This is a genomic window from Bacillus sp. KNSH39 (genome assembly GCF_052656585.1).
In genome coordinates this window covers 514,794-532,549 of the sequence record NZ_JBQXYO010000001.1, presented here as the reverse complement: position 1 = coordinate 532,549, position 17,756 = coordinate 514,794, and the positions used below count along the sequence as shown (strand labels likewise).

The following is a 17,756-nucleotide window of genomic DNA, read 5'->3' as shown; positions in this document are numbered from 1 at the left end:
TCAAAACGTAATAGGAAATATATCTATTTTTCCTTATATACAAAATAAATGTTTATAAGTCTAGTAAAAATATTAACTTTCTAAATTTATATAAAACGTGTAATATCCAATAAGTTCCTATATAATCAATAAGAAGAATCTTACAAATGGAGGTATGAAAATGACGATTTTAAGTAATATTGGTGCAGCTTTATTTTTTATTGCTTTTATTCTTTTAATCTTATGTATTATTTCATTCTTTAAGAAAAATGGAAAAGCAAAACAATATGGACGTCCTACCGTTATTCTTTTTATGATTTCTATTATATTAATAACGGCCGGTACAACAAAATCGGAACACCCCGTCGTCGAGTTTTTTTCTACTTTAAGTTTCATTCTATTTATATTCTTCCTTGTTCTAGCAATCTTATCTGTTATTAAGAAAACAGGTGTAGCGAAAAAACAATTTATTATTACAGCCGTATTATTTGTCATTTTTGTTGCGCTATCAGGTATTTCAGATCCTTCTTCTGAAAAAACGACAGCAACTAGTACAAAAGTTGCTTCTAACAATGAAGAACAGAAAGATAGCGAAAAGAAAAAAGAGGCGGACGAAAAAACTCAAAAGCAAGAAGATGAGAAGCGTCTAGCCGATGAACAAGCTCGTAAGCAAGAGGATGAAAAACGTCAGGCTGATGAACAAGCCCGTAAACAACAAGAAGAGCAAAAACGTCTAGCCGATGAACAAGCTCGTAAACAACAAGAAGAGCAAAAACGCCTAGCTGATGAGCAAGCTCGTAAGCAACAAGAAGAACAAAAACGCCTAGCTGATGAGCAAGCTCGTAAGCAACAAGAAGAGCAAAAACGTCAGGCTGATGAACAAGCTCGTAAGCAACAAGAAGAGCAAAAAGCACAGCAAGCTCAAACACAACCTGCTTCAGGAAATACTAGTAGTGCATATTACAAAAATTGTGCCGCAGTTAGAGCTGCCGGGAAAGCTCCTCTATATAAAGGACAACCAGGTTATGACTCACATCTTGATCGTGATGGCGATGGAGTTGCATGTGAAAAATAGTAGTAAAAAAGAAGCTTCTAGTAAGCTTCTTTTTTATTATCAGAAACTATTATGACGAATTCCCTCTCCCTCTTCCTTTTATAAAACTCATTTGATTATCCTTAAAATTGACACATTATAAGTGATTTCAATCACCACATTGTTTTTCATTTATTGCTATTCTTAATTTAGATATTACATTCAAACTTTATGGAGGCATTCATATGGAACATACATTTACTGAAACTTCTATTGTCGGTGAGATTGTTACACAATTTCCAAAAGCTAGTAATCTTTTTAAATCATATAGAATAGACTTTTGTTGTGGTGGTAATAAACCACTTATTGATGCAATTCATGAAAGAAATTTATCAGCAACAGAAGTACTTACAGAATTAAATACGCTTTATCATAATACGAAACGATTAAATGAATCTGAAATTGATTGGAAAAATGCTTCTTATCGTGAATTGATTGATTATGTTATAAATAAGCATCATCGCTATTTAAATGAAGAATTACCACAGTTAAGTCCGTATGTGACGAAAGTATTACGCGTCCACGGAGCAAGTCAGCCTCACTTAGCTCAAATTCATAAGCTATTTCACGAATTAAAGATGGAATTAGAACAGCATTTAATTAAAGAAGAAACAGAAGATTTCCCATTAATTTTAGAATTTGAACAAAATCCAATTGACGAAAACTATGTGAAATTACGTAAAATAGTAGATGAGTTGGAAAATGAACATAACCACGCAGGCAACATTATTAAAGAACTTCGTAAAGTTACAAATGACTTTACTCCTCCAGAAGGAGCTTGCGGTACTTATCGACTTGTTTACCAACGTCTTGAAGCGCTAGAGTCTGATTTATTTGAGCACATTCATTTAGAAAATAATATTTTATTTCCACGTGCCATTACGAGAGCATAAATAAAGAGCAGGACATGAGTATACATACTTATGTCCTGCTCTTTCATTTGGTAAAGACTATACACATCCCTCTCAAATAAATCCGAATTTTAACAATTTGTGAATCATTATAAAAATGTGATAAACATCACATCTCTTCCTTTTTTGATTTTCTATAATAAAAACATAATCCTTTGTTCAACATTTCACAGAAAAAGGGGAAACGAAAATGAAAAAACGTTTAGTTATGATCGGAAATGGTATGGCTGGCATACGCTGTATGGAAGAAATATTAAAACATGATAGTGATTCATATGAGATTACTATTTTTGGAGATGAACCTCATCCAAACTACAACCGTATTATGCTCTCTCATGTTTTACAAGGCAAAACAAATATGCAAGATATCATTATGAATGAATACAGTTGGTATGAAGAAAACGAAATAACTTTGTATACAAATGAAAAAGTTCAAAGTATTAACCGAGAAGAAAAAATTATTATTACAGAAAAGAATCGTACTCTTACATATGACAAACTCATTATCGCAACAGGTTCTAGTGCTTTTATTTTGCCTGTAGAAGGTTCCACTCTCCCTGGTGTAACAGGATTTCGAACAATTGAAGATACACAATTTATGATTGATACCGCTAATGAAAAGAAAAAGGCTGTTGTCATTGGTGGTGGGTTACTTGGTTTAGAAGCCGCAAGAGGTCTTATTGACTTAGGGATGGACGTACATGTTGTTCATTTAATGCCAAACTTAATGGAGCAACAACTAGATACGAAAGCAGCTTCTCTTCTGCGCGAAGATTTAGAAGCGCAAGGCATGAAATTTCTAATGGAAAAGAAAACTGTAAAAATTCTTGGTACAGACCATGTTGAGGGCATTCAATTTGAAGATGGTGAAGTTGTAGATTGTGATTTAATCGTAATGGCTGCCGGAATACGCCCAAATACGCAAATAGCAAAAGATGCCGGTTTAATTGTAAATCGCGGTATTGTAGTCAATGACTATATGCTAACAAATGATGAGTCCATTTATGCAGTTGGAGAATGTGCAGAGCATGACGGTATCGCATATGGACTTGTTGCTCCTCTTTATGAACAAGGTGCGATACTAGCAAAACATATAACAAATTTACAAACTGATGGATATTCGGGCAGTATCGTCGGTACGCAATTAAAAGTTGCAGGTTGTGATTTATTCTCTGCTGGTCAAATTTATGAAGATGATCAAACGAAAGCAATATCAATCTTTGATGAATGTAAACGTTCCTATAAAAAAGTATTAATTCGTGATAATAAAGTCGTCGGTATCGTTTTATATGGTGACACAGCTGACGGTACACGTCTCTTTAGCATGTTAAAGAAGGAAGAAGATATACAAGAATATACACCAGCTTCCCTTCTTCACAAAGCTGGTGAAGAAAGTGAATTTGACGTTGCTACAATGAGTGCGGATGACACGATTTGTGGATGTAATGGTGTTACGAAAGGTTCAATCGTTCACGCCATTTTAGAACAAGAGTTAACGACTTTTGAAGAAGTTAAAGGCTGTACGAAAGCCGCAGGTTCTTGTGGTAAATGTCGTCCACTTGTGGAACAAGTTTTATCTCATACACTTGGAGATGCTTTTGATGCCTCAGCGCAATCTGCCGGTATGTGTGGATGTACACCTTTATCCCGTGATGAAGTCGTAGCAGCCATTCACGAGAAAGGCTTAAAATCTCCAAAAGAAGTACGAAATGTTCTTGGTTTTGCACATGAAGACGGCTGTTCGAAATGCCGCCCTGCTTTAAACTACTATTTACGTATGGCGATTCCAGAAGAATATGAAGATGATAAATCGTCCCGTTTCGTTAATGAAAGAATGAATGGTAACATCCAGCACGATGGTACATTCTCTGTTATTCCACGTATGTACGGAGGCGTTACAACAGCTGATGATTTAATGAAAATTGCTGAAGTTGCGAAGAAGTATGATGTTCCACTTGTGAAAATTACCGGTGCAAGCCGAATTGGCTTATACGGTGTCAAGAAACAAGATTTACCTAACGTATGGGCTGACTTAAATATGACTTCTGGATATGCATATTCAAAATCGCTTCGTAATGTAAAATCATGTGTTGGTTCTCGCTTCTGCCGTTTCGGTACGAAAGATTCATTAGGACTTGGTATGCTCCTTGAACAATCATTAGAAATGGTAGATACACCTCATAAAATGAAGATGGGTGTAACGGGCTGTCCGCGTAACTGTGCGGAAGTACTGACGAAAGATTTTGGCGTTGTTTGTGTCGAAAATGGATACCAACTTTATATTGGCGGAAATGGTGGTACAGAAGTACGTGAAGCTGATTTTGTAATGATTGTCCCTACTGAAGATGATGTCCTTCGCATCGCTGCAGCTTACATGCAATATTATCGTGAAACTGGTATTTACGGAGAGCGTACCGCCTACTGGACAGAACGTTTAGGCTTCGATCACATAAAAGAAATACTACAAGATGCAAGTATGGTTACTACGTTAAATGAACGTTTCCAAACAGCTCGTAGAACATATACGGAAGCATGGGGACAAGCACTAGAAACGAAATCATTAAAAGCGATGTATGAAGTAGAAACTGTGAAATAAGGAGCTGTGATCTAAATGATACACACGAAAGAAAAAATAAAAGTTATGCGTGCGGAAGATCTTGCTATTCAAATCGGTAAAGAAGTGCAAATGAAAGGTATGTCTATCGCCCTATTCCGCCTTTCAAATGGCGATATTCGAGCTGTAGAAAATCGTTGTCCTCATAAAAACGGACCGTTAGCAGAAGGGATTGTGTCTGGAGAATTCGTCTTTTGTCCACTGCATGATTGGAAAATCTCACTACTAACAGGTGAAGTTCAAAAACCTGATGACGGCTGTATTCAAACATACGAAGTAGAAGTTATTGACGGTGACATTTATTTATACATGTAATTTTCGAAAGGAAGCCTCCTCTGGCTTCCTTTTAAATAAAAATTGATGAGGTGCAATTATGAACGGATATGTATATTTAGTTGGTGCAGGACCAGGTGATGAAGGGCTTATTACAAAAAAAGCGATAGAGTGTTTAAAACGTGCAGATATTGTTTTATATGACCGTTTACTAAACCCTTTCTTTCTTAGCTATACAAAACAAACATGTGAACTTATGTATTGCGGAAAAATGCCAAAGAATCATATTATGCGACAAGAAATAATTAACGCACACCTTCTTCAATTTGCGAAAGAGGGCAAAATTGTTGTCCGATTAAAAGGCGGAGATCCATCTATTTTTGGCCGTGTTGGTGAAGAAGCAGAAACTTTAGCAGCAGCAAATATTCCATATGAAATTGTACCAGGCATTACATCTAGCATCGCCGCTAGTAGCTATGCAGGTATTCCCCTCACCCACCGTGACTACAGTAATAGTGTCACTTTATTAACCGGACATGCAAAAGGTCCCTTAACCGATCATGGAAAATATAATTCATCTCACAATAGCGACACGATGGCCTACTACATGGGTATAAAAAACTTACCTACAATTTGTGAAAACTTACTACAAGCAGGAAAAAAAGAAGATACGCCAGTAGCAGTCATTGAATGGGGTACAACTGGTAAACAGCGCGTTGTCACAGGGACACTGTCTACCATTGTTTCTATTGTCAAAAACGAAAATATTTCTAATCCTTCTATGACAATTGTTGGTGATGTTGTTACTTTGCGGAATCAAATCTCTTGGAAAGAACGTAAACCATTGCACGGCAAGAAAGTTTTATTTGCAGCTGCAACAAATAAAAAAAGCGCAATAAAGCAAAAGTTACAAGAGTCCGGTGCAGAAATATATCAAATTCCAACTTTCAAAAAGAAAGAATACACAGTAACCTCTGAACAAATCAATAAGATTTTTAACGTTGATCGTCTTGTATTTTGTTCCGCTGACAGTGTAGACATCTTAATGCAATCATGCAGTAAATATCATAAAGATATTCGTTCCTTACAGGCAGAACTTCAGTATATGAACCTTTCTATTCAAGAAAAGCTCATGCAATATGGATTGTTCAGTAAACCTGCGCAATTTTCTTCGAATTCAACGATTTATTTAGGACGAAACATTAACCGAATTGCTGTTATTCAAGAAAAAATTGGTGCTGGTTCCTATATGATGACTCATGAGTACACAATTGATCATCGCTTCGATGAAATTCATTCACGTATTCTTTCTGAATTCTCATGGGATAGCATTGTATTTGAAGGTCGTGCTTCTATTGATACGTTTCTAGCAGAAATAAAACGCCTTGGCTTTATCAATATTCTTACTCTCCCATTCTCGTATACCGACGTTCCAACTTTACACTATGCAAATAAAGTTGGGTTTCATAACGTAGATCATCAATTACAAGAAACTCTTATGAAGAAAGACATGGTGAGACAATGAAAGGAATTGTATATGTTGGACATGGAAGCCGGCTACAAGAAGGTAATGAACAATTCATTCAATTTATTCAATCTGTTATGAAAGAGCGAAACGAAAGAATTCAAAAAATAGCTTTTCTAGAACTAACGACACCTACTATTTCGGATGCAGTTACAGAAACGATAATAGAGGGAGTAACTGAAATAATGATTGTACCTGTTTTATTATTTGCAGCAGCTCACTATAAACGTGATATTCCTTTTGAAATAGAACAACTACAAAAGAAATATCCACAAATAACATTTTCAGTTGTACCTCCTTTTAGTACACATCCACATATGGTGGAACTTGTAGTGAAAAGAATACGTGAAGCTATGCCAATGCAAGGTAGTAGTATTTTACTCGTAGGGCGAGGCAGTAGTGATCCACAACCGATACATGAATTACAACAAATCGGAGCAGCTGTCGAACGAAAACTTGGTATGCCAGTATCCTGTTCCTTTTTAACGAAAGGAACTCCCTCTTTTGCTGCTGAGCTCAAGGCTATAACATCGACTGCGTCCCATGTATATGTCATGCCGTACCTTCTCTTTACCGGATTATTACTTCAAAAAATTAAATTGCATACAAAAAAATATAATCATGTTACGCCCTGTAACTGTCTTCAGTTTGATACATATATGAAACTAACATTATTAGAACGAATGGAGGAATGCATATATGTATAACATGTACCCTCTTATGTTTAATCTACAAAATAAAGTTGTCATTATCATTGGTGGAGGTAAAATTGCATATCGAAAAGCGTCTGGATTAAAAGATACAGGCGCTTTCGTCACTGTTGTCAGCCCAGAAATTTGCGAGGAAATGAAGGAACTTTCTTATATTACTTGGAAGCAAAAAACTTTTAGTAATGATGATATTAAAGATGCTCATCTAATTTATGCAGCTACAAATCAACATGCTGTAAATATGATGGTCAAACAGGCCGCTCATGAGTTCCAGTGGGTTAACGTTGTAAGTGATGGTACAGCATCATCGTTTCACACACCTGGCGTCATACGAAATGATGAATATGTTGTCACTATTTCGACTTCAGGTATGGACCCATCGTTTACGAAGCGTATGAAACAGGAATTAACTTCTGTCCTTCCTAAACTTATAAAAAGACTTTCTCGTACTCATAAAATGTAATCTATCACTTAGCTAAAATAGTAATTAACTGTGAACAAACGTTTTTTAGAGGCGTTTGTTCTTTTTGCTTTAGTTTCGTTTTTTAGGATCAGACAAACAATTGGACAAGAATCTGTGAAGAAAAATAACGGCAACAATTACGGACAAAAAAGCAGTTGCTTGAGAGCAACTGCTTCAATACAGGTTTTATATTGGATATTCATTCAACCAAATTAGCGCTTGTTCATAATCATCAAAAAATCTCACAGATTCTTTCGTATTAGATTGTTGTAAATAATCCATTATCTCCCCCTCTTCAAGGAGAAATGCAATTGCCTTACTGTTATTCAAAATGATTTCATTGAAGAACTTCTCTTTCCATACTTTTTGAACAGAAAAATGATTTGGCGTGTATCCTTTTCTATCCACCAACAATTTGTATTTCCGCCCTTCAGAAATGAATTGCTGACAAACCTGCTCAAAAACATTAAACCATTCATACACATCATCTGTTTTTATATTGCCAACTAGATGGGTAACAATTATATCTCCTGAAACTGTTGTGCTGATATTCTGTTTACTCAACTTGGAATCCCCCTTAGTTACAATTTTGCGGAAAAACCGCATAAAATCAATAAAGAAAAATTTCTTACTTGACACTCCCACCCCACCGCTATCAAACTAAGCTCATGTAACGTCAATTATAAGCGAAATTGTGTCTTTTTTCGCTAAGCTACTTGATTATCAGACATGGTACAATTGTAAACGATACCCAATATATCATAGACTGTTTTCTTCTCATATCTATGGGATTTCCGCCATCATTTACCGCCTCAAATCTATTCGTTTTAACACGTATATTCAAAACAAAATATATGACAAATAAATAACGACAGTTACTGTAATAGTGCTGAAAAGTGTTGAAAATAAAACGATTTGTGCATGTAATTCAGGCTCTATTTGATATTCCATAGCAATGGTTGATGTATTTCTTGAAGTAGGAAAAGAACTTGCAATAAATAATGATTGTGCAACAATACCATCGATGTTTAGTATGTATATTACGGCAAGTGCTAATAATGGTCCCATCAGTAACCTTCCAATTAAAGCCCATGTTATGACTCGATGGAAAAAATTAAGTTTAATGTTAGATAATTGTGCCCCTAGCAATATGAGTGCTATTGCAACAAAACCATTCGCAAGCTGATTAAGAGGAATAAAGATAGAATTAGGTATTTGAATTGTAAAAGATTGAAAGAAAACCCCTAATACGAGTGCATGAAATACAGGCAGTCTTAGAAATGATTGAATAATACCTCCGATTGTTTTTGTTGCTGATAGTAAGTTATATATCCCATATGAATAAGTTAAAAGATTCTGGAAAATAACAATAAAAATTTGAATGGAAACCCCCACTGGATTGTGACTGAAAATCAATTGACTTACCGGTAACCCATAATTACCGGAATTCATTAACGAAATGCTATTTTTTAGAGCTGCACTTTCTCCTTTTTCTAACTTTAATATTTTTGAAATGAAATGACTTACTATGATCAGACTCAGACTATAAAGCATTAAATAGTATATTATCTGGAGCAACAAACCTGTTTCTATACGAATATCATATATATTCACAAATACAGCCGCTGGCATTAAGCAATAAGTAATAAGTGTAGATAGCTGCTTTAAGTTAAATTGGAACTTTCTTTGTAAGATTGCACCAATTAGCATCAATATTAATATCGGTAATATTACGTCTAATATAATAAATACAAACATTTAAAACCTCATTCTAAATATATTTTAGTTGGATTAAACGCTTTACTAAATGTGGACACATTTCATTCATCGGAAAACACCCTTAGTTCTCAATAATCAGAAAACTGAAATCGATAATATGAAAATGCTCATCAAAAATTCTTATTTTATTTCATTTCCCTCCCCTCTCTTTTCTTTAACATATCAAATATAACTCATAAAGAAAATTATGGATTATTTATACAAATTCATAATTTTATCTTATTGAACTAAACTGTATTCTTTAGTGTAGTACTTTTTTCACAATATCCGTTAGCCTTACCAAAAAATTTGGCCCTAAAAAAATCTGATACTGCAGTTACTATGCGAAGAATACTTACATCAATCCCATACTTGTCGCTTAAACCACCTAACACACCTGATACTTGTTTATCTTGAGTGGACTTATATTTTTTTCATCTAAACATCCCGATTCAATTAAATATTTGCATTCTAAAAATGAGTTCGATCTTTAGAATAGATTTAAGATTTCCTTCACTAATCTACCCTTTAAATGAATAACTTTTGACTTCTATATTTTAAAATAAAATTCCATAAGCCTTCTGTTTTTCATTTTAAAAACACATTCTTATAGAAAACGAGCGTTTATTGAGATATCAATAAAAACATGTTGAAGCCTATTACTAAAAGAACCATCCCAATATACTTTGGGATGGTTCTTTTTCCTTATTAATGATTCTTTAACATCACTAACAATTTCTCTTGGCTATACATCCATACTGTAATGATTAAACAAGCAAGTGCGACTTCTGATAGCGCCATAAATCCAATTGCATAATGACCTGTTAATTGGAATAGTAATGTTAAAATTAGCGGTGGGAAGAATCCTCCTAGTCCACCTAAAGCTGATACGAGACCATTTACAATACCAGCTTGTTCTGAGAAATACATTGGAACGAGTTTGAAGATTGTACCATTACCAATCCCTGCACAAAATGCTACTAGTAAGCAACCAAATGTATACACGTTCATACTTGGCATAAACGATAAAATAATACCTGAAAGTGTTAAACCGATAAATACGAAGATTAATATTTTAAATGGATTAAACTTATCACCGAGCCAACCACCAATCGGGCGCATAATTGTTGCGAGTACGATGAATCCGGCTGTCCGCATACCTGCATCTACTTTCTCTAATCCGAAGTGAGATACTAGAAAGTTTGGTAAGTATACTGTAAATGCGACAAATGATCCGAATGTTAAAAAGTAAAAGATACATAAAAACCAAAGTTTCTCATTTTTATATACACCTTTTATTTGTTCCATTAGTGGTGTATTCACTTTTTTCTCCTTACGATCACCTAATAAAAAGTTCATAAGTGCAAACGCTGCAAGTAAAACTAAATAACATTGTACTGTCGTTCTCCAGCCAACTGAAGTTGCAATGACAGGTGCTAAAAACGAAGTAATTGCTGTTCCGGCGTTACCGACACCGTAAATACCATTTACAAAACCGTGACTCTCTTTCGGAAAGTATTTTGGTAAAGAAGTTACTCCTACAGAGAATACAGCACCACCGATTCCTACAAATAATCCACCAATAATTAAATCCATCATAGAATTGGCAACACTAATATAAAAAACAGGAAATAATAATAGAATAAAACTAATAAAGAATAATTTTCTTGCTCCGAAACGATTCGTCCAATAACCAATTGGAATACGAAGAATAGAGCCTAAAATAACAGGTACTGCTGTGACCATAGAAATTTGTCCCGCAGTTAATGGAATATCCGCTTTAATATAAGGCATTAATGATGATAAAATGACCCATACCATAAAACCGATAATTAGATTAGAAGTTTGTAAACTTAATTGAAAATTAGGACTTTTCATCCTGTTCCCTCCTATGTATGCATAGTTATATTCATTCTCTCCAGCCTAATCACGTCCTAACATGATTAGGCTGAAAAGAATCAACCACCACTTACTGGCGGAATCATTGCTACGATATCGCCAGTTTGAATGATGTCATTCTCATTTGCATACTCTTCATTTATCGCGACCATAATCTCGTTTGAAATTGCTATGTTGTATTTCTTAATGAGTACTTCCTTCAGCTTCGCAACTGTAATATTTTCACAATCTATGTGCAATGACGACTTACTTACTTCTTCCTGTAAATGTGCAAATAATAGCACTTCAATCATATTCTCATCTCCTTTCTAGGCTCACCATTTGCATATGTTACCCTCTCTAACTGATCACCTATCCATGACTCACCATCTTCCCAAAACTCTTTCTTCCAAATTGGAACAATTTGTTTAATACGCTCCATAATATATTCGTTCGCCTCATAGGCAGCTTTCCGGTGTGGTGTAGAAACAGCAACGACAACAGCAAGATCAGAAATTTGTAATGTACCAATGCGATGTGTAATAGCGACATATATCCCCGGCCAATTCTCTCCTACTTCAGTGCCAATTCTCTCAAGCTGTTTCTCCGCCATTGTCTTATAAGCTACATACTCTAAACAAAGTGTACGTCGACCTTTCGTAAATTCTCTAACAGTACCAATAAAAGTAGTAACCGCACCACACTCACGACGAATTACTTTGTTTGTAACTTCTTCAATTGAAATAGGTGTATCAATTACTTCATAATACGTATGTGTCATTTTGCACCTCTTATCTTTATATAAGTTAGCAACCTATTTTTCTATTACTTGTATGATCGAAGCGGCTCTTCCCACGGCCACTCACTTCCGTTGTTTGATTCTAATAACAGTACCGAAACAGTAATTCCAGCTTTAAATCCTCTCGTTCCCCCTGGCAAAACGATAAATGCATTCGCTTCTGCAAGTGAAGAAATTGCGCTAGATTTATCTAAACCAACTGGTGTAACTTGTAATTGCCCATCTACAATTTCCACTCTCCCTCTTATAAAACGAGTAAATGGGTTTGCTTTCGGAAAGTCTTTTTGTAAAATTGCCTCTGCACGATATATGTGCGAATCTTCCCTATGCAAGTATTTTCCAATCACTGGTCTAACATATAATTCACAACCGACATAACAAGCAGAAGGATTACCAGATAGACCAAATAGTAATTTTCCTTCTACCTCAGCTACAGTTGTCACACTTCCTGGTCGCATCGCTATTTTGTCAAAAAGTACATTAGCTCGTAATCTCTCATAGATGGCAGGTAAATAGTCATAGTCTCCTACTGAAACACCACCAGTTGTAATTAATATATCAACTTCTTTTATCGCCTTTTTTACAGTGTTATAACACGTCTCAAAATCGTCAGCGAATTGCCCATAATACTGTACAATCCCCCCTGCTCGTTCAATTTGAGCAGCTATCATATAGGAGTTACTATTTCGAATCTTCCCTGGCTTTAATTTTTCATGTACTTCAAGCAGTTCGCTACCCGTCGTTACAATTCCAATCACTGGTTGTTTTATAACATATACCGTACTATAACCAAACGTAGCAAGAAGTGCTGCTACTCCAGGATTAATAACAGTCCCTTCTTTCACAAGGATAGTATTTTGTTTTACATCTTCACCTTTAAAAGAAATGTTATCACCGGCTGTGAAACAGCGTTTTAATGTCATATAAGTCTTTTCGTTTTTTTCAAATCCTTCCGTTAGTTCTAACATAACAACCGCATTACACCCTCTCGGAATTGCGGCTCCTGTCATAATACGGACAGCTTGAAATGCTTTCACTTCTTCTGTAAAAACAACCCCTGCTCCAATTTCACCAATTACTTCAAACTGAATAGGGTTACTACTACTTGCTTCTTTCGTATCTTCTGATCGAATCGCAAACCCGTCGTACGGAGAGCGATCAAAATGCGGGACATCATGATCTGCAATAACATCTTCTCCAAGCGCTCTTCCGTAACTTTCTATAAGAGAAACCTCTTCTGTTTCACCTTGATGAGCATATTTCATTACTCGTGCAACTGCTTCTGCCACTGGAATCGGTATACGTTTTGCTAACATTCTTTTTCACCTCGTTTTAATAAGGGGGAAACTCTCTCTGTTCATCCTATATATTTTGCGTACAATCGTTTTGCTATTTTCACATCATTTGTCCCATGAATAAATGCCCTACCGTCTGTAAATAAAACAAAACGATATTCATCAATTAGAAATGATAGTAAGTACGGCGTTTTTTGGACATGTACAATTTTTTGTAATCTTTTTTGAATTTCGTTTAAATTTAGAACTCTCTTTATTCCTGAACGGATTTGAACTGTATTCCGTCCGCATAGCACCTCCGTTTTCACCTGTGATTCAAATGTTAAACTTGGGTACGTACGTGTATTTCCGCAAGATGGACATGTACTTTTTTTCTGTTTATTTACTTTTAATGAGAGAAATTGATTGTTCCAAATATCAAATGATAACATTGTTCCTCGTAGCGTCTCGAAATCATCCACCAATATTTTCATTGCTTCTGTCACTTGGTGAGCAACAACCATCTGTACAGCTGGCTGAATAATTCCCGCTGTATCACATGTTGCACCGCCCATCGGATGATCCATTAAGCAGCGAAAACATGGTGTTTTTCCTGGAAGACTTGTATACGTTACACCGTAACCTCCAACGCATCCACCGTATATCCAAGGTATATTTTCTTTTTGTGAAATATCATTTATAAGTAGGCGCGTATCGAAGTTGTCAGTGGCATCTATAATGAGATCCACTTCTTTTGTTAACTCTTCTATTTCTTGCATTGTGACATCCATTACAACTGGTACAATTTCCACTTCAGAATTAATCTTTCTTACATGTTCTGCCGCTGCAATTGCTTTTGGTTTGCATTGTTTTGCATCTTCTTCTGTATATAACTGTTGCCGTTGTAAATTACTCCATTCGACATAGTCACGATCGGCAATTGTCAATTTCCCAATTCCCATCCTAGCGAGTGCTTCTGCATTCGCAGCCCCTAGTGCACCCGCACCGATTAGGAGCACATGCTTTTCTCTTATTTTTCTTTGTCCCATTTCACCAATTCCAGAAAACAACACTTGTCTTGAATAACGCTCTTGCATAAGAAATCCTCCTTTCACTATCCACCAATGTAAGACATTTCAACTTTTGGACGTTTACTTGCACTCTCAACCGTTCTTTCATCTGAATATCGATCTGTTCTATATCGCCATGTATGTTGTAAAATTTTTAATAGTGAGGCATCAGAAATATTTTCTCGAAGAAGCGTTCGCAAATCCGTTCCTTTTTCTCCAAATAGGCACGTAAAAAACTTACCATCTGCCGAAATACGTGCTCTCGTACAAGAAGAACAAAATGACTCAGAAACAGAAGTAATAAATCCCACTTCTGCATTACTCCCTACATATCGATACAATTTCGCAACCTCTCCAAAGTAACGAGGCTGAGCGGGCTCAATTGGATATACACGATTAATTTTCTCTATTAATTGTTCCTTCGTAACGACTTGCTCAAAGTTCCATCCGTTCGTACTGCCTACATCCATAAACTCAATGAAACGTAACTGTATTTCTTGTTCTTTAAAATAACGAACCATAGGAAGAATTTGACTATCATTCATCCCTTTTTTTACGACCATATTTACCTTTACTTCTAATCCAGCTTCCTTCGCTGCTTCAATTCCTTTCAGTACAGGTTTCGTACTTACATTTCTTCCATTAATTTTTTGGAAGACATGATCCTCTATTGCATCTAAACTAATATTCACACGCTTTAATCCTGCTTCTTTTAGCGCCTTAGCTTGTTTTGCTAAATGAATTCCGTTTGTTGTGAGTCCAATATCTTGTAAGCCTTCTAGATTTGTAAGTCTTGCAATTAACGTCGATAAGTCTTTACGCAATAAAGGTTCACCGCCAGTAAGCCTAATTTTATTAACTCCCATACTTATAAATAATCTCGCTAACCTTTCTATTTCATCGAACGTTAATAAAAGCTCTTCCTTTAAAAAAGCGTAATCAGGTCCGAACACTTCAGCAGGCATACAGTATGTACACCTAAAATTACAACGATCAATAACTGAAATACGTAAATCTTGAAGTGGCCGCTTTAAAGAATCTTTTATGTTCTCGTGCATCTCTATCCCTTCTTTTCTGCTGCAATCCTTAGTAAGCTTTCATTTTTTTATTTGCCTTTATTATAAAAAAGAAGCTACATATTCAATGTGACTTTTCTCACATCACTTTCCCCATTCAAAAACTTTTCACAAATCCGTTCGTATTTTGTTCACATCTTCAGGACATACTCTTTACGGTCATTGAAATTTTACATTATTTTTAAAATAGCTCTTGCATTTTCATCATATTTACACTCAAAATAGGAAATGTATTGCTTATAAGAAGAAAGGTGATCACTGTGGCAAACAGTATGACATTATCTCAAGATTTAAAAGAATTACTTGCATCTGTTGAATATAAAATGCAAATTAAAAAAGGTAGTTTTATTTTTCAAGAAGGTATGGAGGCAACAGAGCTCTATATCATCCACTCAGGAAAAGTACAAATTAGTAAACTAAGTGCTGACGGACAAGAATTAACACTTCGAATTTGTTCAGAATATGACATTATTGGAGAATTAACATTGTTCACGGACAATGCGAAATACTTATTAAATTCAAAATGTCTTGAGGATGTGGAAGTAGGCGTTATAAAGCGTGAAGCATTAGAAAAAGCATTACTCCAAAAACCTGCACTCGTATTTGAATTTATGAAATGGATTAGTGAACATTTAAGAAGAATGCAAACGAAGTTCCGAGATTTAGTATTACACGGCAAAAAAGGTGCCCTGTATTCTACCCTTATACGAATGACAAATAGTTACGGTATATTAAAAGAAAATGGGATTCTCATCGATTTACCATTAACAAATCAAGAACTTGCTAATTTCTGTGCAACTTCACGTGAAAGTGTAAATCGAATGTTAAATGAATTAAAAAAGCAAGGTACAATTTCAATTCATAAAGGAAAGATTACAATCCACGATTTACAATTTTTAAAATGTGAAATTGCTTGTGAAGATTGCTCTGCTTCTGTTTGTAGCATTGATTAGCATCTTATTTAGATGCTAATCTTTTTTCAATTTAAGCCATTTATTAACGGTTATTCCCTCTGTAAACAAAAACGAGGCCTTCCATATTAGACCTCGTTTCGTTTTAACCATTAGCTCCTATCCGTTTACAGCAGTATTATTTTTTCAATTCATTAGGAATACGTCTTCTGTAAATTACATAACTACGGCTTACATATTTAATTGGGGCACTAAATACATGTACTAGTCTTGTAAATGGCCATACTGCGAATAAACCCATCCCTGCAAGAATATGAATTTTAAACCATACTGGTACTTCCATCATATATTCAACTTTCGGTTGGAAAATAAAGAGGCTTCGGAACCAAGGGCCAATTGTTGTACGATAATCAAATCCTTTTGAATCGATATTTAAAAATGTTGAAGAAAGTCCTGCTAGCATTACGATAAGTAATAAAATAAGCGCAATATAATCTCCCTTTGTACTCGTTGCAATGATACGTTTTACAGTTACGCGGCGGTACGTTAATATAATTAAACCGATGATAGAAGCAACACCTGCCGGAAGCCCAAAACTAATTGCTACTACATGATACATATGCTCAGAAATACCTATTGAACGGTATACAGCTTCTGGAATTAAAATCCCCATAACATGACCGCCAATTACGAACATAATCCCAAAGTGGAATAATAGACTTCCGATTCGGAGCATTTTCTTTTCTAATAGTTCACTAGATTTTGATGTCCATCCAAATTGATCATAGTTGTATCTAAAAATATGTCCACCGATAAAGATTGCAAAAATGATATAGGGAAACAATACCCATAGAAATTGATCCATCATTTTAACAACTCTCCTTTCTAATTTGTCTGTACACCCCATGTATCGATAGCGAGTAGAACAGCCGCAAGAATTGGTTCATACATACTACCTGCTTCTTTTAACTGAACGTGTAATGCTTGTATGTTTTCCTTGTATTTACTCATAATTGGTTCACTGTCTTGCTCATTTGCATTTGCAAAAAACTCAAGCAATAGCGGTAAATAATCAGGTAATTCTTTATCTGTTACTTCAAAACCTGATTTTTTATAATGCTGTTTTAACTCCAGTAATTCAATACCTCTTTCTCTTTGTTCACCAGTGTTCATATAAGTAAGATACATATTTGTTTTCTTACCAAAATCGAATGTATATACGTAACTATCAATCAATTGATCATTCGTTTTATTTAGCGCTTGTTTTATAAATGTTGCAAGTGAAGCTTTAACATCGTCCTGTTCAATCGCTTCAATCTCTTCTAGTAATTCAGTTAAAGCTTCCCTCCACCCTAGTTCAGGATAGGAGAGAAGGAATGAAGAACAAGAAAAAGCAGTTTGTAAACTTTGTTTCATATTTTT

The 17,756-nt window shown here is 35.3% G+C and carries 18 protein-coding genes and 1 pseudogene; 8 read left to right on the top strand and 11 right to left on the bottom strand.

Features of this window, described 5'->3' with window-relative positions; translation table 11 throughout:
• The first annotated feature begins 160 nt into the window (after window positions 1–160).
• From ACUL40_RS02720 to ACUL40_RS02690, 7 genes are all read left to right on the top strand, one after another.
• Window positions 161–1,054 carry an excalibur calcium-binding domain-containing protein gene (locus ACUL40_RS02720; protein ID WP_000154137.1) on the top strand — a complete coding sequence of 298 codons (894 nt, stop codon included), beginning with the start codon at window positions 161–163 and terminating at the stop codon, window positions 1,052–1,054.
• Window positions 1,055–1,257: 203 nt separating this feature from the next.
• A complete protein-coding gene (gene ric / locus ACUL40_RS02715) occupies window positions 1,258–1,965 on the top strand; it encodes an iron-sulfur cluster repair di-iron protein (protein WP_000401371.1) in 708 nt (235 codons plus the stop codon).
• A gap of 208 nt (window positions 1,966–2,173) precedes the next feature.
• Window positions 2,174–4,579, top strand: coding sequence for an NADPH-nitrite reductase large subunit (gene nirB / locus ACUL40_RS02710; RefSeq protein ID WP_074047483.1), 2,406 nt, complete (start codon window positions 2,174–2,176; stop codon window positions 4,577–4,579).
• A gap of 15 nt (window positions 4,580–4,594) precedes the next feature.
• Window positions 4,595–4,912, top strand: a complete 318-nt coding sequence (gene nirD, locus ACUL40_RS02705; RefSeq protein WP_000581982.1) for a nitrite reductase small subunit NirD — start codon at window positions 4,595–4,597, stop codon at window positions 4,910–4,912.
• Between the two features lie 58 nt (window positions 4,913–4,970).
• Window positions 4,971–6,395: a uroporphyrin-III C-methyltransferase gene (locus ACUL40_RS02700; RefSeq protein ID WP_139846911.1), complete on the top strand. Its 1,425-nt coding sequence runs from the start codon at window positions 4,971–4,973 to the stop codon at window positions 6,393–6,395.
• Window positions 6,392–7,102, top strand: coding sequence for a sirohydrochlorin chelatase (locus tag ACUL40_RS02695; protein WP_000676471.1), 711 nt, complete (start codon window positions 6,392–6,394; stop codon window positions 7,100–7,102). The genes ACUL40_RS02700 and ACUL40_RS02695 overlap by 4 nt, the downstream gene beginning before the upstream one ends.
• Window positions 7,095–7,568, top strand: coding sequence for a precorrin-2 dehydrogenase (locus tag ACUL40_RS02690; RefSeq protein WP_000282587.1), 474 nt, complete (start codon window positions 7,095–7,097; stop codon window positions 7,566–7,568). Before ACUL40_RS02695 ends, ACUL40_RS02690 begins: the two co-directional genes overlap by 8 nt.
• A 186-nt stretch (window positions 7,569–7,754) precedes the next feature.
• On the opposite strand, the gene ACUL40_RS02685 is transcribed toward ACUL40_RS02690, so the two are convergent.
• The 9 genes and pseudogenes from ACUL40_RS02685 to moaA form a co-directional block, all read right to left on the bottom strand.
• Window positions 7,755–8,174: an STAS/SEC14 domain-containing protein gene (locus ACUL40_RS02685; protein WP_072770268.1), complete on the bottom strand. Its 420-nt coding sequence runs from the start codon at window positions 8,172–8,174 to the stop codon at window positions 7,755–7,757.
• 234 nt (window positions 8,175–8,408) lie between these two features.
• Window positions 8,409–9,326: an AEC family transporter gene (locus ACUL40_RS02680; RefSeq protein WP_445422966.1), complete on the bottom strand. Its 918-nt coding sequence runs from the start codon at window positions 9,324–9,326 to the stop codon at window positions 8,409–8,411.
• Window positions 9,327–9,631: 305 nt separating this feature from the next.
• Window positions 9,632–9,760: pseudogene (locus ACUL40_RS02675) on the bottom strand (PspC domain-containing protein); the annotation flags it as partial.
• A gap of 274 nt (window positions 9,761–10,034) precedes the next feature.
• Window positions 10,035–11,204, bottom strand: coding sequence for a nitrate transporter NarK (gene narK, locus ACUL40_RS02670; RefSeq protein ID WP_000841841.1), 1,170 nt, complete (start codon window positions 11,202–11,204; stop codon window positions 10,035–10,037).
• An 80-nt stretch (window positions 11,205–11,284) separates the two neighbouring features.
• The gene (gene moaD, locus ACUL40_RS02665) at window positions 11,285–11,518 is read right to left on the bottom strand and encodes a molybdopterin converting factor subunit 1 (RefSeq protein WP_000573688.1); all 234 of its coding nucleotides are present in this window, start codon (window positions 11,516–11,518) and stop codon (window positions 11,285–11,287) included.
• Window positions 11,515–11,985: a molybdopterin synthase catalytic subunit MoaE gene (gene moaE, locus ACUL40_RS02660; protein WP_000149962.1), complete on the bottom strand. Its 471-nt coding sequence runs from the start codon at window positions 11,983–11,985 to the stop codon at window positions 11,515–11,517. Before moaE ends, moaD begins: the two co-directional genes overlap by 4 nt.
• Window positions 11,986–12,029: 44 nt before the next feature.
• Window positions 12,030–13,319: a molybdopterin molybdotransferase MoeA gene (locus ACUL40_RS02655; RefSeq protein WP_445422967.1), complete on the bottom strand. Its 1,290-nt coding sequence runs from the start codon at window positions 13,317–13,319 to the stop codon at window positions 12,030–12,032.
• A 41-nt stretch (window positions 13,320–13,360) separates the two neighbouring features.
• Entirely contained in the window at window positions 13,361–14,374 is a 1,014-nt protein-coding gene (locus tag ACUL40_RS02650) for a molybdopterin-synthase adenylyltransferase MoeB (RefSeq protein ID WP_001158123.1), read from the bottom strand.
• A gap of 17 nt (window positions 14,375–14,391) precedes the next feature.
• Window positions 14,392–15,405 carry a GTP 3',8-cyclase MoaA gene (gene moaA / locus ACUL40_RS02645; RefSeq protein WP_000545004.1) on the bottom strand — a complete coding sequence of 338 codons (1,014 nt, stop codon included), beginning with the start codon at window positions 15,403–15,405 and terminating at the stop codon, window positions 14,392–14,394.
• Between the two features lie 278 nt (window positions 15,406–15,683).
• On the opposite strand from moaA, the gene ACUL40_RS02640 reads away from it, so the two are divergent.
• Window positions 15,684–16,376, top strand: coding sequence for a Crp/Fnr family transcriptional regulator (locus ACUL40_RS02640; RefSeq protein WP_000013865.1), 693 nt, complete (start codon window positions 15,684–15,686; stop codon window positions 16,374–16,376).
• A 136-nt stretch (window positions 16,377–16,512) separates the two neighbouring features.
• Here ACUL40_RS02640 and narI read toward each other — a convergent pair whose 3' ends face one another.
• A complete protein-coding gene (gene narI / locus ACUL40_RS02635; protein WP_000969213.1) occupies window positions 16,513–17,202 on the bottom strand; it encodes a respiratory nitrate reductase subunit gamma in 690 nt (229 codons plus the stop codon).
• 17 nt (window positions 17,203–17,219) lie between these two features.
• Window positions 17,220–17,750, bottom strand: a complete 531-nt coding sequence (gene narJ / locus ACUL40_RS02630; RefSeq protein ID WP_000814216.1) for a nitrate reductase molybdenum cofactor assembly chaperone — start codon at window positions 17,748–17,750, stop codon at window positions 17,220–17,222.
• Between the last annotated feature and the right edge of the window lie 6 nt (window positions 17,751–17,756).

Excerpts from the sequence above, each read along its gene's own strand:
- moaD (WP_000573688.1), bottom strand. The coding sequence starts at position 11,518 with ATGATTGAAGTGCTATTATTTGCACATTTACAGGAAGAAGTAAGTAAG.
- moaA (WP_000545004.1), bottom strand. The coding sequence starts at position 15,405 with ATGCACGAGAACATAAAAGATTCTTTAAAGCGGCCACTTCAAGATTTA.
- nirB (WP_074047483.1), top strand. The coding sequence starts at position 2,174 with ATGAAAAAACGTTTAGTTATGATCGGAAATGGTATGGCTGGCATACGC.
- ric (WP_000401371.1), top strand. The coding sequence starts at position 1,258 with ATGGAACATACATTTACTGAAACTTCTATTGTCGGTGAGATTGTTACA.
- narJ (WP_000814216.1), bottom strand. The coding sequence starts at position 17,750 with ATGAAACAAAGTTTACAAACTGCTTTTTCTTGTTCTTCATTCCTTCTC.
- ACUL40_RS02700 (WP_139846911.1), top strand. The coding sequence starts at position 4,971 with ATGAACGGATATGTATATTTAGTTGGTGCAGGACCAGGTGATGAAGGG.
- ACUL40_RS02685 (WP_072770268.1), bottom strand. The coding sequence starts at position 8,174 with ATGCGGTTTTTCCGCAAAATTGTAACTAAGGGGGATTCCAAGTTGAGT.
- narK (WP_000841841.1), bottom strand. The coding sequence starts at position 11,204 with ATGAAAAGTCCTAATTTTCAATTAAGTTTACAAACTTCTAATCTAATT.
- ACUL40_RS02680 (WP_445422966.1), bottom strand. The coding sequence starts at position 9,326 with ATGTTTGTATTTATTATATTAGACGTAATATTACCGATATTAATATTG.
- ACUL40_RS02655 (WP_445422967.1), bottom strand. The coding sequence starts at position 13,319 with ATGTTAGCAAAACGTATACCGATTCCAGTGGCAGAAGCAGTTGCACGA.
- ACUL40_RS02695 (WP_000676471.1), top strand. The coding sequence starts at position 6,392 with ATGAAAGGAATTGTATATGTTGGACATGGAAGCCGGCTACAAGAAGGT.
- ACUL40_RS02720 (WP_000154137.1), top strand. The coding sequence starts at position 161 with ATGACGATTTTAAGTAATATTGGTGCAGCTTTATTTTTTATTGCTTTT.
- ACUL40_RS02650 (WP_001158123.1), bottom strand. The coding sequence starts at position 14,374 with ATGCAAGAGCGTTATTCAAGACAAGTGTTGTTTTCTGGAATTGGTGAA.
- nirD (WP_000581982.1), top strand. The coding sequence starts at position 4,595 with ATGATACACACGAAAGAAAAAATAAAAGTTATGCGTGCGGAAGATCTT.
- ACUL40_RS02690 (WP_000282587.1), top strand. The coding sequence starts at position 7,095 with ATGTATAACATGTACCCTCTTATGTTTAATCTACAAAATAAAGTTGTC.
- narI (WP_000969213.1), bottom strand. The coding sequence starts at position 17,202 with ATGATGGATCAATTTCTATGGGTATTGTTTCCCTATATCATTTTTGCA.
- moaE (WP_000149962.1), bottom strand. The coding sequence starts at position 11,985 with ATGACACATACGTATTATGAAGTAATTGATACACCTATTTCAATTGAA.